Origin of the sequence: Gelidibacter pelagius, from assembly GCF_017581925.1 — a bacterium.
Lineage (GTDB): Bacteria > Bacteroidota > Bacteroidia > Flavobacteriales > Flavobacteriaceae > Gelidibacter > Gelidibacter pelagius.
Genome location: NZ_JAGEVG010000010.1, coordinates 43,364 through 57,323, shown reverse-complemented (window position 1 = coordinate 57,323; position 13,960 = coordinate 43,364). Strand labels below are relative to the sequence as shown.

At 36.2% G+C, this 13,960-nt stretch carries 14 protein-coding genes; 8 read left to right on the top strand and 6 right to left on the bottom strand.

Annotation, left to right across the window (positions count from 1 at the left end; translation table 11 throughout):
• Window positions 1-161 precede the first annotated feature (161 nt).
• The 8 genes from J4051_RS09770 to J4051_RS09735 all read left to right on the top strand — a co-directional run bounded on the left by J4051_RS09770 (window position 162) and on the right by J4051_RS09735 (window position 7,901).
• Window positions 162-1,121, top strand: coding sequence for a Gfo/Idh/MocA family protein (locus J4051_RS09770; RefSeq protein ID WP_208233684.1), 960 nt, complete (start codon window positions 162-164; stop codon window positions 1,119-1,121).
• A gap of 166 nt (window positions 1,122-1,287) precedes the next feature.
• Entirely contained in the window at window positions 1,288-2,178 is an 891-nt protein-coding gene (locus J4051_RS09765) for a 3-hydroxyacyl-CoA dehydrogenase family protein (protein WP_208233683.1), read from the top strand.
• A gap of 103 nt (window positions 2,179-2,281) precedes the next feature.
• Window positions 2,282-3,520: a DUF1015 domain-containing protein gene (locus tag J4051_RS09760; RefSeq protein WP_208233682.1), complete on the top strand. Its 1,239-nt coding sequence runs from the start codon at window positions 2,282-2,284 to the stop codon at window positions 3,518-3,520.
• Window positions 3,521-3,542: 22 nt separating this feature from the next.
• A complete protein-coding gene (locus J4051_RS09755; protein ID WP_317192709.1) occupies window positions 3,543-4,247 on the top strand; it encodes a YggS family pyridoxal phosphate-dependent enzyme in 705 nt (234 codons plus the stop codon).
• A gap of 58 nt (window positions 4,248-4,305) precedes the next feature.
• Window positions 4,306-5,670 (top strand): exonuclease domain-containing protein, encoded by a 1,365-nt coding sequence (locus J4051_RS09750; RefSeq protein WP_208233787.1) that lies wholly within the window; start codon window positions 4,306-4,308, stop codon window positions 5,668-5,670.
• A gap of 125 nt (window positions 5,671-5,795) precedes the next feature.
• On the top strand, window positions 5,796-6,659 hold the full coding sequence (locus tag J4051_RS09745; protein ID WP_208233786.1) for an ion transporter: 864 nt from the start codon (window positions 5,796-5,798) through the stop codon (window positions 6,657-6,659).
• 29 nt (window positions 6,660-6,688) lie between these two features.
• Window positions 6,689-7,597 (top strand): tRNA (adenosine(37)-N6)-dimethylallyltransferase MiaA, encoded by a 909-nt coding sequence (gene miaA, locus J4051_RS09740; RefSeq protein WP_208233680.1) that lies wholly within the window; start codon window positions 6,689-6,691, stop codon window positions 7,595-7,597.
• A gap of 112 nt (window positions 7,598-7,709) precedes the next feature.
• Window positions 7,710-7,901, top strand: a complete 192-nt coding sequence (locus J4051_RS09735) for a cold-shock protein (RefSeq protein ID WP_027126706.1) — start codon at window positions 7,710-7,712, stop codon at window positions 7,899-7,901.
• Between the two features lie 194 nt (window positions 7,902-8,095).
• Here the strand turns inward: J4051_RS09735 and J4051_RS09730 are convergent, their stop codons facing one another.
• The 6 genes from J4051_RS09730 to J4051_RS09705 form a co-directional block, all read right to left on the bottom strand.
• Window positions 8,096-8,806 (bottom strand): response regulator transcription factor, encoded by a 711-nt coding sequence (locus J4051_RS09730; RefSeq protein ID WP_208233679.1) that lies wholly within the window; start codon window positions 8,804-8,806, stop codon window positions 8,096-8,098.
• A gap of 3 nt (window positions 8,807-8,809) precedes the next feature.
• On the bottom strand, window positions 8,810-10,384 hold the full coding sequence (locus tag J4051_RS09725; protein WP_208233785.1) for a sensor histidine kinase: 1,575 nt from the start codon (window positions 10,382-10,384) through the stop codon (window positions 8,810-8,812).
• Window positions 10,385-10,452: 68 nt separating this feature from the next.
• Complete coding sequence (gene coaE, locus J4051_RS09720) at window positions 10,453-11,046, bottom strand: dephospho-CoA kinase (RefSeq protein ID WP_208233678.1); 594 nt, start codon at window positions 11,044-11,046, stop codon at window positions 10,453-10,455.
• 3 nt (window positions 11,047-11,049) lie between these two features.
• Window positions 11,050-12,018 (bottom strand): YbbR-like domain-containing protein, encoded by a 969-nt coding sequence (locus J4051_RS09715; protein ID WP_208233677.1) that lies wholly within the window; start codon window positions 12,016-12,018, stop codon window positions 11,050-11,052.
• Window positions 12,008-13,018 (bottom strand): glycosyltransferase, encoded by a 1,011-nt coding sequence (locus J4051_RS09710; protein ID WP_208233676.1) that lies wholly within the window; start codon window positions 13,016-13,018, stop codon window positions 12,008-12,010. Before J4051_RS09710 ends, J4051_RS09715 begins: the two co-directional genes overlap by 11 nt.
• A gap of 82 nt (window positions 13,019-13,100) precedes the next feature.
• Window positions 13,101-13,916, bottom strand: coding sequence for an enoyl-ACP reductase FabI (locus J4051_RS09705; RefSeq protein WP_208233675.1), 816 nt, complete (start codon window positions 13,914-13,916; stop codon window positions 13,101-13,103).
• Window positions 13,917-13,960 lie beyond the last annotated feature (44 nt).

Here is a 13,960-nt window from a genome sequence, read left to right as displayed (position 1 = left end):
AATTCAAAGAAACATCTCAGTCTGAATTATTCAGTCAACCGTCCTCGGTCAACGGTCACCCGTCATCCGTCAACCGTCCTCGGTCACCCTTCTTCTTTCTCTTTTCTTTTTCCTTTTTTCTGCCTTAAAAAAAAGCTATTTTTGTATAAAACGTATAATCTATGTTAAAAGCAGGAGTTCTTGGTGCTGGTCATCTGGGAAAGATTCACTTACGCCTTCTAAAGCAATCTGAAAAATTCGACTTAGTGGGATTTTATGATGCTGATGAAGACAATGCCAAAAAAATTGAATCCGAATTTGGGTATAAATATTTTGATACTATTGAAGGTCTCATCAATGCCGTTGAAGTTGTTTCTATTGTGACGCCTACCTTGTCCCATTATGAATGTGCAAAATTGGCGATTTCTAAAGGCAAGCACATTTTTATCGAAAAACCAATCACCAATACGGTTGAGGAAGCCGAAACCATCAGGGCACTGGTAGCACAGAACAATGTGAAAGGTCAGGTAGGTCATGTCGAGCGTTTCAATCCTGCATTTAAGGCAGTCAGAGATCAGATACACAAACCCATGTTTATTGAAAGCCATAGATTGGCAGAATTCAATCCGCGAGGCACCGATGTTCCGGTGGTTTTGGATTTGATGATCCACGATATTGACATCATTTTGAGCGTGGTCAATTCGAAAGTCAAGAATATTTCGGCAAGTGGCGTGTCTGTTATTAGTGAAACGCCTGATATTGCCAACGCCCGTATTGAATTTGTAAATGGCTGTGTGGCCAATTTAACAGCCAGCAGAATTTCCTTGAAAAACATGCGTAAAACACGGTTCTTCCAAAAGGATGCGTATATCTCAGTAGATTTTTTAGAGAAGAAATGTGAAGTCGTTAAAATGAAGGATGCACCGGTAAGTCCCGGAGATTTTGATATGATCCTTCAAAATGCGGAAGGTGTGAAGAAACAAATTTATTTTGATAATCCTGAAATTTCCAATAACAACGCCATTTTAGACGAGTTGGAATCTTTCGCTGATGCCATCAATAATAATACAAAACCAATTGTGACGCTTCATGATGGTACGGAAGCCTTGCGTGTGGCTACGATGATCATTGATCAGTTTTGAATCAGTAGTAATCCCAAATAGTAATTTGACATAACTGCTAATTTCTGAAAACTATTCACTTTCCGACGCTTCGTAAGTGACATAAAAACTACGTTAAGTAAACAAATACAACATTTCCTTATTCCTATATACAAACAGTTAGGCGAGGAACTAAAAATATATTTCAATGAAAAACATAGCCGTAATTGGAGCAGGAACCATGGGAAATGGTATTGCGCATACCTTTGCACAAAGTGGTTTTAAAGTCCAATTGATTGATATCAATGAAGATTCCCTCAAAAGAGGAATGGAAACCATCACGAAAAATTTGGATCGGATGGTCGCGAAGGAACGATTTTCTGAGGATCAAAAACAGCAAACCTTAAGTCATATTTCCACGTTTACAGACATGGTTGAAGGTGTCAAAACCGCCGATTTAGTCGTGGAAGCTGCCACAGAAAATAGCGATTTAAAACTCAAAATATTCAAGCAGTTGGACGACATCTGTTCAAAAGACACCATTTTGGCGACCAACACTTCCTCTATTTCCATCACCCAAATTGCAGCCGCCACGTCGCGACCAAAACAAGTGATTGGCATGCATTTTATGAACCCTGTACCCATTATGAAGTTGGTGGAAATCATCCGTGGTTATAACACCAGTGACGAAGTGACCAAAACCATTATGGAACTTTCTAAAACTTTAGGTAAAGATCCAGTTGAAGTAAATGATTATCCTGGGTTCGTAGCCAACCGAATTTTGATGCCAATGCTCAATGAATCCATTGAGACGCTCTACAATGGCGTTGCAGGTGTTTCAGAAATTGATACGGTAATGAAACTCGGCATGGCGCATCCGATGGGGCCATTGCAATTGGCCGATTTTATCGGATTGGACGTTTGCCTTTCCATATTAAATGTAATGTATGACGGATTCAAAAATCCAAAATACGCGCCGTGCCCATTGTTGGTAAATATGGTAAGAGCGGGGAAATTAGGCATCAAATCTGGGGAAGGTTTTTATGATTATTCTGAAAACAGAAAAGCGGAGAAGGTCGCGGAGCAGTTTCTGAAGTAAACAGTCGCAGTCACAGTTTTCAGTCTCATCTATGACTAACAACTGAGACTTAAAACAAAGAGCCCCCACTGAAAACTGAGACCGAAAACTGAAGACTAAAAAAATGGCCAACATCATCCCATTCAAAGCTGTACGACCAACACGAGACAAAGTGAGCTTGGTAGCGGCTCGATCCTATCAAAGTTATACTCTCGAACAACGTGAGTCGCGGTTAAGGGACAATCCATTTTCATTTTTGCACATTGTCAATCCAGGTTATAAATACGATAAACAAATTTCTGGTGAGGCACGATATAATCTGGTCAGAAATAGATATTTGGAATTTAAGGAGGACGCCATCTTTGTTCAGGATGATAAGCCCTGTTATTACGTCTATCAAATTACAGATAGAGATCAACAGATTTTTAATGGTATTATTGCTGCTGCAAGCGCTGAAGATTATGAAAAAGACGTCATCAAGAAGCACGAAGACACCATTGAATATCGGGAAGTCATTTTTAAGGACTATCTAAAAACTGTGGGGTTTAATGCCGAGCCAGTGCTCCTAACCTACCCTGATAATGACGTGATCTCACAAATTATTGAACAAGTACAAAAAGATCGTGCCGAATTTGAATTTACAACAACCTATAGAGATACTCATTTGTTGTGGAAAGTGGAAAATGACGAGCAATTAAAAAAAATTGAACATGAGTTTCAACAGATGGAAACTATTTATATTGCCGATGGCCATCACAGGTCAGCGTCTTCTTATTTGTTATATAAAGATTTAAAAGCCAATAATCAAGAGCATAAAGGCAGCGAATCCTATAACTTCTTTATGAGTTTTCTTATTCCAGAGTCGGATTTGCGAATCCATGAGTTTAACCGTGTCATTAAAGATTTGAATGGTTTGACCAAAGAAGAGTTTTTAATTCAATTAGATATGGTCTATCGTATCGAGAATAGAGGTCAAACACCATACAAGCCACTAAAGACACATCATTTTAGCATGTATCTGGACGGAGAGTTTTATTCGCTCCACCTGCGCAAAACTGGCTATGAAATAGAGAATTCTTTAGATGCTTTAGATACACAAATTTTGTATAAAACCATTTTAGAACCTATTTTGGGGATTCATGATTTAAGAAATGATGAAAGAATCGGCTATATCAATGGTAAAAAAGACATTGTATCGATGAAAAGTTCGATAGATAATGGTAATTACAGGGTCGGATTTGGTATGGTTCCTGTCTCTATTGAAGAGATGAAAACCATTGCGGATGACGGTCTAAAAATGCCACCAAAGAGCACCTTTATTGAACCTAAACTACGAAGTGGGGTTACAATTTATGAGTTTTAAAATATAACTTATTTGTTGTTCAATAGGTACCTATAACGACAAATGTAAAAAATCAATTATAATGAATATACAAGAAAACCTTAATCATATAAAATCAACATTACCAAAACACGTTACCTTGGTAGCGGTTACAAAAACGAAGTCTATCGACGAAATCATGGAAGCCTATAATGCCGGACATCGTATTTTTGGAGAAAACAAAATCCAAGAAATGGTTGAAAAAGAAGCACAATTACCCAAAGATATTGAATGGCATATGATTGGTAATGTCCAAAGAAACAAGGTGAAACATATGGCTCCGTTTGTAAACCTTATCCATGGGGTCGATAGTCTTAGATTGCTAAAAGAGATTGACAAGCAGGCAAAAAGACACGAGAGAACCATCAATTGTTTACTTCAGATAAAGATTGCGGAAGAAGACTCCAAATTTGGAATGAGCTCAAAAGATGCTCAAGACATTCTGCAATCCTCAGAAATTTCAGAACTTAAAAACGTTTGTATTGTGGGTGTTATGGGAATGGCTACATTTACCGATGATCAAAATCAAATTGAAGAGGAGTTCAAAAAATTGAAGTCCACTTTTGATGAACTCAAAGCACTTAACATTGAAAATTGTAAACTAAAAACGATAAGCATGGGCATGAGTGGCGATTATGAAATGGCCATAAACTGCGGAAGCAACATGGTTAGAGTTGGAAGCAGTATTTTCGGCGAACGTAATTATTAGTATTCAATCGCAGCAAAAGTTTATAGACACTTAACATCACACCTAAACAACAAGTATTATTTACGCAATATTAGACATAGAAACGACTGGTGGCAAATTCAATGAGGAAGGAATCACTGAAATAGCCATCTATAAATTTGATGGACATACCGTTGTCGATCAATTCATCAGTCTCGTCAATCCAGAACGTGAAATTCAACCTTTTGTAGTCAACTTAACAGGAATTAACAGCAAAATGTTACGCACAGCTCCTAAATTTTATGAGGTTGCAAAACGCATTGTAGAAATTACTGAAGACTGTATTATCGTCGCGCATAACGCCGAATTTGACTACCGAATTTTACGTACTGAGTTCAGCAGATTGGGCTTTGAATTCAAGCGTAGAACCCTATGCACTGTGGAGTTAGCTCAAGAAATTATGCCGGAACAAGAGTCCTATAGTTTGGGTAAGCTTACTCGGGCACTCGGCATCCCTGTCGGTGATAGACATCGGGCATCAGGAGATGCTGTTGCCACAGTGAAATTGTTTAAAATGCTGTTGGCAAAAGATCTCAACAAGCATATTATTCAAGATGCGGTTAAAGCCGAACCCAAATATCAAATGGCGACCAATCTCAAATCGATTATCGATGGCTTGCCCTCTACTACTGGCGTTTTTTATTTTCACGACACTTACGGCAAAATTATTTACATAGGCAAAAGCAAAAATATCAGAAATAGGGTCAATCAGCATTTTACGAACACAAATCCCAAATCAAAAAAAATGCAAAACCAAGTGGCTGCTGTGACTTATGAAGCTACTGGCAATGAATTAGTGGCTTTACTCAAGGAGAGTGCTGAAATAAAACTGAATAAACCCTCTTTCAATAGAGCAATGAGAAGATCCACTTTTACTCATGCACTCTATAGTTTTACGGATGAAAATGGATACATCAACTTAAAAATTGATAATTTAGATGGTCGTAAAAAGGCCATTACTACCTTTTCAAATTACCAAAGTGGTAAGCAATTTATGTTTAAGGCGATAGAAACCTACAAACTTTGTCCAAAATTAGTAGGAATGGATACTGCCAAAACCCACTGTTTTAAATATCATATTGATGAGTGCAATGGCGCTTGTATAAGGGAAGAAAGTCCCACCGAATACAATGTGCGAATAGAAGAATTGATCGTTAAAAATAGTTATGACAATCAAGACCTGCTTATTATTGACAAAGGACGAGCACTTGAGGAGCGTAGTGTGTTACTCATAAAAAATGGTGTTTTTAAAGGCTTGGGCTATTATGACCTAAATTTTCAAATCACTAACAAAAAAGTATTGGAGTCTATTATTACACCAATGGAAGATAATAAGGATGCTAAGCATATCATCCAAAATTACCTAAGAAAAAACAAACAGATCAAAATAGTTGAGCTCTCTTAATGATTTTCATATAAAGTGTTGGAACTTTAAGTACATTCATCAGTTATAATGAATCGAGAACTTCGGAGCATTAAAACCCTCTGATGGGAATAAAAAATAACCAATCTTTTAGTACTTTTGAACTTATGCACGATAAACATCCCAATTCAAGTTGGAAAGCCAAACTTCATAAAATTATTTATGAAGCCGATACTCCTAACGGGAGGCTGTTTGATGTTATTCTTCTTATCGCCATTATTGCAAGTATTATATTTGTCATGTTGGAGAGCATTAAAAGTTTTGATGCTCGTTACCACAACTTTTTAAATATTGCGGAATGGATCATTACTATTATTTTCACAATAGAGTATATTTTAAGGATCATCTCTGTAAAGAAGCCATTTAAATACATTTTTAGCTTTTACGGTATTGTTGATTTTTTATCAACAATTCCAAAATACATCTCATTAATATTTCTCGGGACACAAGTATTTATAGCCCTTCGAGCCTTAAGACTCTTACGGGTTTTCCGAATATTAAAACTGGCCAGATATCTTGGAGCTTCCAATATGTTGGCCAATTCCTTAAAGGCAAGTAGAGCGAAAATTTTGGTGTTTTTATTTGCAGTTTTTATTGTAAGCATCATTTTTGGAACCCTAATGTACCTTGTTGAAGGAGAAGCAAGTGGTTTTACCAGTATCCCTGTTAGCGTTTATTGGTGTATCGTAACCTTGACCACAGTTGGATTTGGTGATATTACACCAGTCACACCCTTAGGACAATTTATAGCCTCCTTTATTATGATTTTGGGTTATGGTATTATAGCTGTCCCTACAGGTATAGTTTCTGCCGAATATGTCTATCAAAATAAAGGTAGACTTTCAGGAACTCCAACGTCTCCTGCAGTTGACCTAAATACAGAGTCATGCCCCAACTGTTCAGCAGAAAGACATAAAGACAACGCTAAATACTGTTATAATTGTGGGCACTCATTGAGCGACTATTCATAGAAATCCTATTTAATAAAGACATATTTGCCTTGAATCAAAACTATCTCATAAGTATTGTTGGCCCAACAGCGATAGGGAAAACGGCCTTAAGCATCGCCATGGCCAGGCATTTTAACACTGAAATCCTATCAGCAGATTCGAGACAGTTTTATAAAGAAATGCAAATTGGAACCGCCGCCCCAACAAAAGAGGAACTCAGTGCTGCACCACATCATTTTATCCATCACAAATCAGTCTTAGAAGATTATAACGTTGGTGCTTTCGAAAAAGAAGCACTTCAAACTTTAGATAAACTATACAAGAATCACAACATAGTTGTTATGGTTGGTGGCTCAGGGCTTTATATTGATGCCATTACAAAGGGATTGGATGATTTCCCTGATGTTGACCCTTCAATTAGAAAGGCACTCAATGAAGCTCTTGTAAAGGAGGGTTTGGAACATCTGCAAAACCAACTCAAATTTTTAGATCCACAGGCCTTTGATTCCATTGCTATTGAAAATCCACATCGGGTGATCAGAGCATTGGAAATTTCGATCGGAAGCGGTAAGCCCTACTCCTCTTTTTTAAACAAACCCAAGGTCAAGAGAAATTTTAAGACCATTACCATAGGTTTGAAAGCTGAAAGAGCCACAATTTATGAGCGCATCAATACACGTGTTGATAAAATGATGGATGAGGGTCTGTTGGAAGAAGTCAAATCACTTCAGGATCTGAAGCATTTAAATGCGTTGAACACAGTGGGTTATAGCGAATTGTTCAAATTTCTTGACGGTGAATGGTCTCTTGACTTTGCAGTGTCTGAAATCAAGAAAAACTCAAGAAGATATGCCAAAAGACAGATGACCTGGTTCAGAAAAAAAGAAGATATAATTTGGTTCGATTACCTAACACCTGTACCCAAAGTGTTGGAATCTATTGAAAACCTCATGAGTTAACATTCTCATAATCAATACTGAAAATTTAAAAAAATAAAAATAAAAAAATAAAAGCCCTATTTATCAATTAATTAATTCTACCTTTGCGGCTTAAATAACATTAATAATTATTATGAATAAAGGTACCGTAAAATTCTTCAATGACGCCAAAGGTTTTGGTTTCATCACTGAAGACGACAACAACAAAGAGCATTTTGTACACATTTCTGGATTGATCGACGAAGTTCGTGAAGGTGATGCAGTAGAATTTGATTTAACAGAAGGAAAAAAAGGTTTGAACGCAGTAAACGTAAGAGTTATATAATTATCGTTTCAATTTTTTAAAACAAAAGCCCATCTTAACGACGGGCTTTTTTGTGTTTAATAGGTACTTAAATCAAACACCTCGGGTTCCGTCCGACCGGCACTGGCGAACAAGTCCACGAGGTATGATTAAAAAATAGTCTTTTCGACCGAGGCAAGCCTCAGGATTTTAAAACCCTCTGGTGGGAATTCATATTAGTCATCTTGATTGACAACCAGCCTAAAGCCTTCACCATGAATGTTTAAAATCTCAACGGTTTCATCAGGTCTTAGATATTTTCTCAATTTCGCAATATAGACATCCATACTTCTTGAAGTGAAATAGTTGTCATCTCTCCATATTTTAGTCAATGCCAATTCTCGTGGCATTAAATCATTTTCATGTAACGCCAATAGACGCAACAATTCATTTTCCTTAGGAGATAATTTAACTGAAGGTTCGTCTTTAAACTTCAAAAATCTCAACTTAGAATTCAAATCGAAATTACCGATCTTAAATTCAAACTGCTTGCTGTCTGCAACAGAATCAGTTGCCTTACGTTGTATAATGGCCTTGATTTTCATTAAAAGCACCTCACTATCAAATGGCTTGTTCAGATAGTCATCTGCGCCTACTTTATAGCCTTTAAGTACATCTTCCTTCATTGCTTTTGCAGTCAGGAAAATAATAGGCACATCACTGTTTTTTTCTCTAATTTCCTTGGCTAAGGTAAACCCATCTTTATAAGGCATCATGACATCCAAAATACAAAGGTCATAATCGTCCTTTTTAAATTTCTCAAAGCCTTCCATTCCATTTTTAGCATGAACAACGTCATAATCGTTCATATTAAGGTAATCTTTCAGTACGGTTCCAAAATTTGGATCGTCTTCTACTAATAAAATCTTTTTGTTCTGTTCTTCCATAATCTATGATATTAATGGTAGTTTAATTATAAAAGTGCTACCTTTTCCTTTTTCACTTTCAACGGATACATGTCCTTGGTGGTCTTCAACCATTCGTTTTACATAGGCTAAACCTAAACCATGACCTTTAACGTTGTGCACATTTCCTGTGTGTTCTCTATAAAACTTTTCAAAAACTTTCTTTTGAACTTGTTTTGTCATTCCATTACCGTGATCGGCAATTTTTAATATAATACTATTTCCTACATTTTCCGTAGTGACATCAATTCTTGGGGCGTCATCAGAATACTTGATGGCATTGTCCAGAATATTGACCAAAACATTAGTTAAATGGGTATCGTTTGCCAATACTGAAGATTTCTCAGCGTTCAAATGGGTTTTAACATAACCCTGTCTATCTTCTACTATTAATTCAACATGCATTATGGCATCTTCAATTAAGTCGTGAAGTTTCACCCTATCCTTACTAATATTAAGTTCATTCTTTTCCAGTTTAGATATTCGCAACACGTTTTCAACCTGAGCGTGCATCCGTTTGTTTTCATCCTTAATCATCTTCAAGTAACGCGCCGTCTTTTCCTTATCATCAATCATTTTCGGGTTTTTCATCGCATCCAACGCCAAATTGATCGTGGCGATAGGTGTTTTGAACTCATGGGTCATATTATTGATGAAATCCGTTTTAATCTGTGATATCTGCCGTTGCCTTATAATTTGATAAATAGCGTTTGTATACGCTAAGATAATGATGATTGTAAACACTATGGACAGCACCGTCATAGTTATAATCGATGACCATAAAAACTTTTGACGTTCCGGAAAATTAACATACAGATTAAAATCGCTTTCATTGTTGTTATCCAGAAACATTGGTATACCATAAGTGTTTGACGGATCTAATTCGAAATTATCAGATTGCACTTTCGTAGCCAAATCCTTATCATAAATCGCAAATTCGAAATCAATTTCAATCCCATTTTCATTAAATTGATTCGTCAAAAATGTAGAGATATCCGCAACAGATGCTCTTTTATAAATCGGGTAGTTTTTAAATAAATCCCGATAAGCCGTTTCAAATAATTTTTTTTCAATATCATCCAATTCAGTGTACTGCATCACCGTTTTTTCCGGAGTGATATGGACTTGATTATCAATGGTACTCTCTTTAAATACTCTGATTTCCTTTTGATTGCTGACGCGACTAATGTTTAAACTATCTAAACCTCCAATGTCAAAGAACAACGATGGCACTTTAAAACTCTCTTCAAGTATTCCGTTTTGATAGATCGTAGTTTCATTGGAAACATCGTCATAACTATATAACAAAATTCCTTTGATATTAGTAGTATCGGGACTTTTACCACTACTTAACATTTCCTGATATTTACTACTGTACAGCTTGAACTCCCTATCTTCAATAAGATTACGGACATTACTTAAAGACCGCTTTACGTTCAACGTAAACTGCTTCTTTTCGTTAGTTAAGCTGTTATCAATAAAATATATTTGTACGAAAATTATTCCTATGAGCGACAAACTCATCAGAACTACCAACAAAATGAATAGCTTTCTGCCCATCATCCAAATTTAACATTTTAACATTTAGGAGTCACTTGCTTTAACCTTACATTAACAAAATAAGAAGATTATTTTTTGCCAATGGTTTTAAGCAATTGTTGATGAATTTCCATCACTTGAAGCTTGGTTTGGTCCAAATCATGATTTATTATCACAAAATCCGATTGTTTTGCTTTTTCATCATCTGACCATTGGTTATTGACAATAGCCAATACCTTGGCTTCAGTCGTATTATCCCTATTCATGACCCGTGCTATCCGTTGATCCAGGTCAGCTACCACCGTTATAATAAAATCGTATTGTGACGCCTTATTAATCTCAAAAATAATGGCGGCTTCCTTTAGCACATAAGCTGATGTTTGTTTTTCTTTCCACTGTTCAAAATCAGCACCTACTTCGGGATGCACAATGGCGTTCATTTGTTTTAAAAGATCGGCGTTTTCGAAAATCTTGGATGCTAAAAAAGGACGGTTTAGTTGTTTGTCTTTATACGCTTCCTTACCAAACAAGAGAATGAGTTTTTTTCTGATTACTTTAGATGTATTCATCAGCATCTTAGCCCTGTCATCTGCAATGTATAAAGGCACACCCAACTCCTGAAACATTTTCGCAACAGTGGTTTTACCACTTCCAATCCCGCCTGTCAAACCCACAATTTTCATAAGCTATTGCATCAAAATAAATTCAACCTTATGCTGCTTTAAACGTGCACTTTTCACAATTTCGGGTACTTTTACCAATTTAGGAATCAAAAATGTCTTGTCTGTATTATCAATATCCCTATAATTACATTCAATCCTAAAATCAGAAGGTCGAACCAATTTATAATTATTAAGACTGACGTTATAAGCTACTGGAATCGTTTTTGGGAAGTAATTAATATTTGTGTCTGCCGGCAGATTGATTATGGTTACGGCTACATTAAACGTTCCCTCAGTAAATTTCTCTACATGCCCCTTAATAACGACACTTTTTTTAGACATTTTTACATGTTTGAGAGCCTCATCAATTTCAATATCCAATGATTTTTCAATGTTCGAATTGATATTTTTTAATTCTGTTTTTTTGGTTGTGACGTAATCAATTCCAGAAATCAATTTTTCTGATCCGATGATCTTAATTGAATCTGGAATTACTTTAAGCTTAGATGACATATCATAACCAGAAGCATATTCAATAGAAACATCTGTTTTAACAGGCACTTTTTTAATAGCCAATGTTTGATAAGGAAAACGTAGGGTATCAGGTTGAATAGAAATAATATCAACTGAATTCTTAAAGGTTGAACTTAATTTAGGTGCATTTTGCTGTGCATTCCAGATATAGGTTTTATTCTTTAGAACAACATCAGATTCAAAATCAATCTCCAGTTTTGGTTTATAAAAAGAATATTTAAGTAAGTTAAATCCGTAGGCATTGACGGCAACATTCACTTTTTTGGTACTGTCAATATCAACGTGGTGCTGTTCTGGTACGTTTTTGTAAACGATTTCAAATGATATAGTTTCAGTATAGCTCTTTGAGAGCTTGGTCAATGCCAAAAACAAGAATGAAAGCACAAAGAACATACTGAAAACTTTAAGTTTCCCGCTCTTTAAGGATTTAGAAAGTTTCGTCTTTAGTTTATTGAACATGTTTGAAAAACAATTTTGGGAACCTTTTCTCAGGATTCTCTTTTAAGATTTTGATGGCAATTGTCGATTTTAAAAAACCGTAACCATAACCGAAAAACTGAACACCTATAGCGAAAACCGCAAGAAAAGCGATAATTAAATTGCTTGAGTTGATCAGGGCCATTATAAAAGCAACTAAAAAATAAATTATATAAATGTACAATAACCATTTTATCTGAAATAGCAACAGCACGATACTTAACGCAAAACCTATTGAAAACAATGTGGGCAACCAAAAAATAAATCGTTCAGATTTTGGATGCCATCTATTTAAAATTGGTCTCACCATCCCAAATTTATGGACTTGCTGATAAAATTTGGTCCAAGAAATGCGTCTTTTATGATATACATAAGCATCCTTAATCAACTTGCTCTTAAAGCCTAAGTTGATGAGACGCAATGAAAGGTCCGGATCTTCACCTGGATGAATGGTGCCAAAACCACCCGAGGCTTCAAAAGCTCTTTTTGATAAACCCATATTAAAACTTCTGGGTTGAAATTTATCAGAATCCTTCCCTCCTCTTATACCTCCAGTGGTAATAAAAGAAGTCATGGCAAAATTGATCGCTTTTTGAAGATTTGAAAAAGAGGCATGCGCAGCATCTGGACCGCCAAAACAATCTGCGTAATTGTCAAGCAAACTTTTGCTGACCACTTGCAAATAATCTTTAGGCAACAGGACATCAGAATCCAAAATAATGAAATAGTTTCCTATAGCACGCGCCATTCCATAATTTCTTGAATCTCCTGGACCGGAATTTGCCTTGAAATAATAGGAAATGTCCAATTGATCAGCAAACTGTCCTACAATTTCTTCTGATGAAATTGACGAGCCATCTTCAACAATGCAGATGGAATAGTCAAAACCACCTTCAAGTTTCGTAAAGCTGTCCAATAGCTCATGGATCTCCTCTGGTCGATTATAAACAGGTATTATAAATGAAAAATGCAATGGCTCCATAAAGAACAAAGGTAACGAATCAAAATACAAAAGCCACCGATTGGTGGCCTTTGAAACTATGTAAATATTATTTTTTAACGAACTATTCTCTAATGAATGCCTCCATAACTCCATTGCTTACGCCCATATTACTAAACCCTCCATCATTAAAGAGGTTTTGAAGCGTTACACGTTTAGTGAGGTCACTAAATAAGGTCACTGTATAATTGGCACAATCTAAAGCTGTAGCATTACCTAACGGCGACATTTTATCGGCGTAGGCAATAAAACCATCAAAACCTTTAACACCTTGACCTGCTGTTGTAGGCGTTGGTGATTGCGAAATGGTATTGACTCTTACCTTTTTATCCTTTCCGAAGAAATACCCGAAGCTACGGGCAATACTTTCTAAATAGGCTTTATTATCTGCCATATCATTATAATCAGGAAATACACGTTGAGCGGCCATATATGTCAAAGCAACAATACTTCCCCATTCATTCATGGCATCTGCTTTGTATAGGGTTTGCATCACCTTATGAAAGGACATGGCAGAAACATCCGTTCCTTTTTGGGTCCAATCATAATTTTGATCAGTATAATGCTTGCCTTTTCTTACATTGATTGACATTCCGATGGAATGGAGAACAAAATCCAATTTTCCGCCTAAGATTTCTACAGATTGAGCCACTAGATTTTCCAAATCTTCAACTGATGTTGCATCTGCAGGAATAATTTGAGAGCCCGTTTTTTTTGCTAATTCATCAATTTGGCCCATTCGCATTGCTATTGGCGCATTGGTCAAGACAAATGTACCACCTTCTTCGTGAACACGTTCCGCAGTTTTCCAGGCAATTGAATTCGCATCCAGAGCTCCAAAAATAATTCCTCGTTTTCCTTTTAATAAGTTGTATGCCATGTTTTTGTTTGTTTTTTGTTTTTTGCTACTCCATTTAAATCTCA

Excerpts from the sequence above, each read along its gene's own strand:
- J4051_RS09770 (WP_208233684.1), top strand. The coding sequence starts at position 162 with ATGTTAAAAGCAGGAGTTCTTGGTGCTGGTCATCTGGGAAAGATTCAC.
- J4051_RS09765 (WP_208233683.1), top strand. The coding sequence starts at position 1,288 with ATGAAAAACATAGCCGTAATTGGAGCAGGAACCATGGGAAATGGTATT.
- J4051_RS09760 (WP_208233682.1), top strand. The coding sequence starts at position 2,282 with ATGGCCAACATCATCCCATTCAAAGCTGTACGACCAACACGAGACAAA.
- J4051_RS09745 (WP_208233786.1), top strand. The coding sequence starts at position 5,796 with ATGCACGATAAACATCCCAATTCAAGTTGGAAAGCCAAACTTCATAAA.
- J4051_RS09735 (WP_027126706.1), top strand. The coding sequence starts at position 7,710 with ATGAATAAAGGTACCGTAAAATTCTTCAATGACGCCAAAGGTTTTGGT.
- J4051_RS09730 (WP_208233679.1), bottom strand. The coding sequence starts at position 8,806 with ATGGAAGAACAGAACAAAAAGATTTTATTAGTAGAAGACGATCCAAAT.
- J4051_RS09725 (WP_208233785.1), bottom strand. The coding sequence starts at position 10,384 with ATGGGCAGAAAGCTATTCATTTTGTTGGTAGTTCTGATGAGTTTGTCG.
- coaE (WP_208233678.1), bottom strand. The coding sequence starts at position 11,046 with ATGAAAATTGTGGGTTTGACAGGCGGGATTGGAAGTGGTAAAACCACT.
- J4051_RS09715 (WP_208233677.1), bottom strand. The coding sequence starts at position 12,018 with ATGTTCAATAAACTAAAGACGAAACTTTCTAAATCCTTAAAGAGCGGG.
- J4051_RS09710 (WP_208233676.1), bottom strand. The coding sequence starts at position 13,018 with ATGGAGCCATTGCATTTTTCATTTATAATACCTGTTTATAATCGACCA.
- J4051_RS09705 (WP_208233675.1), bottom strand. The coding sequence starts at position 13,916 with ATGGCATACAACTTATTAAAAGGAAAACGAGGAATTATTTTTGGAGCT.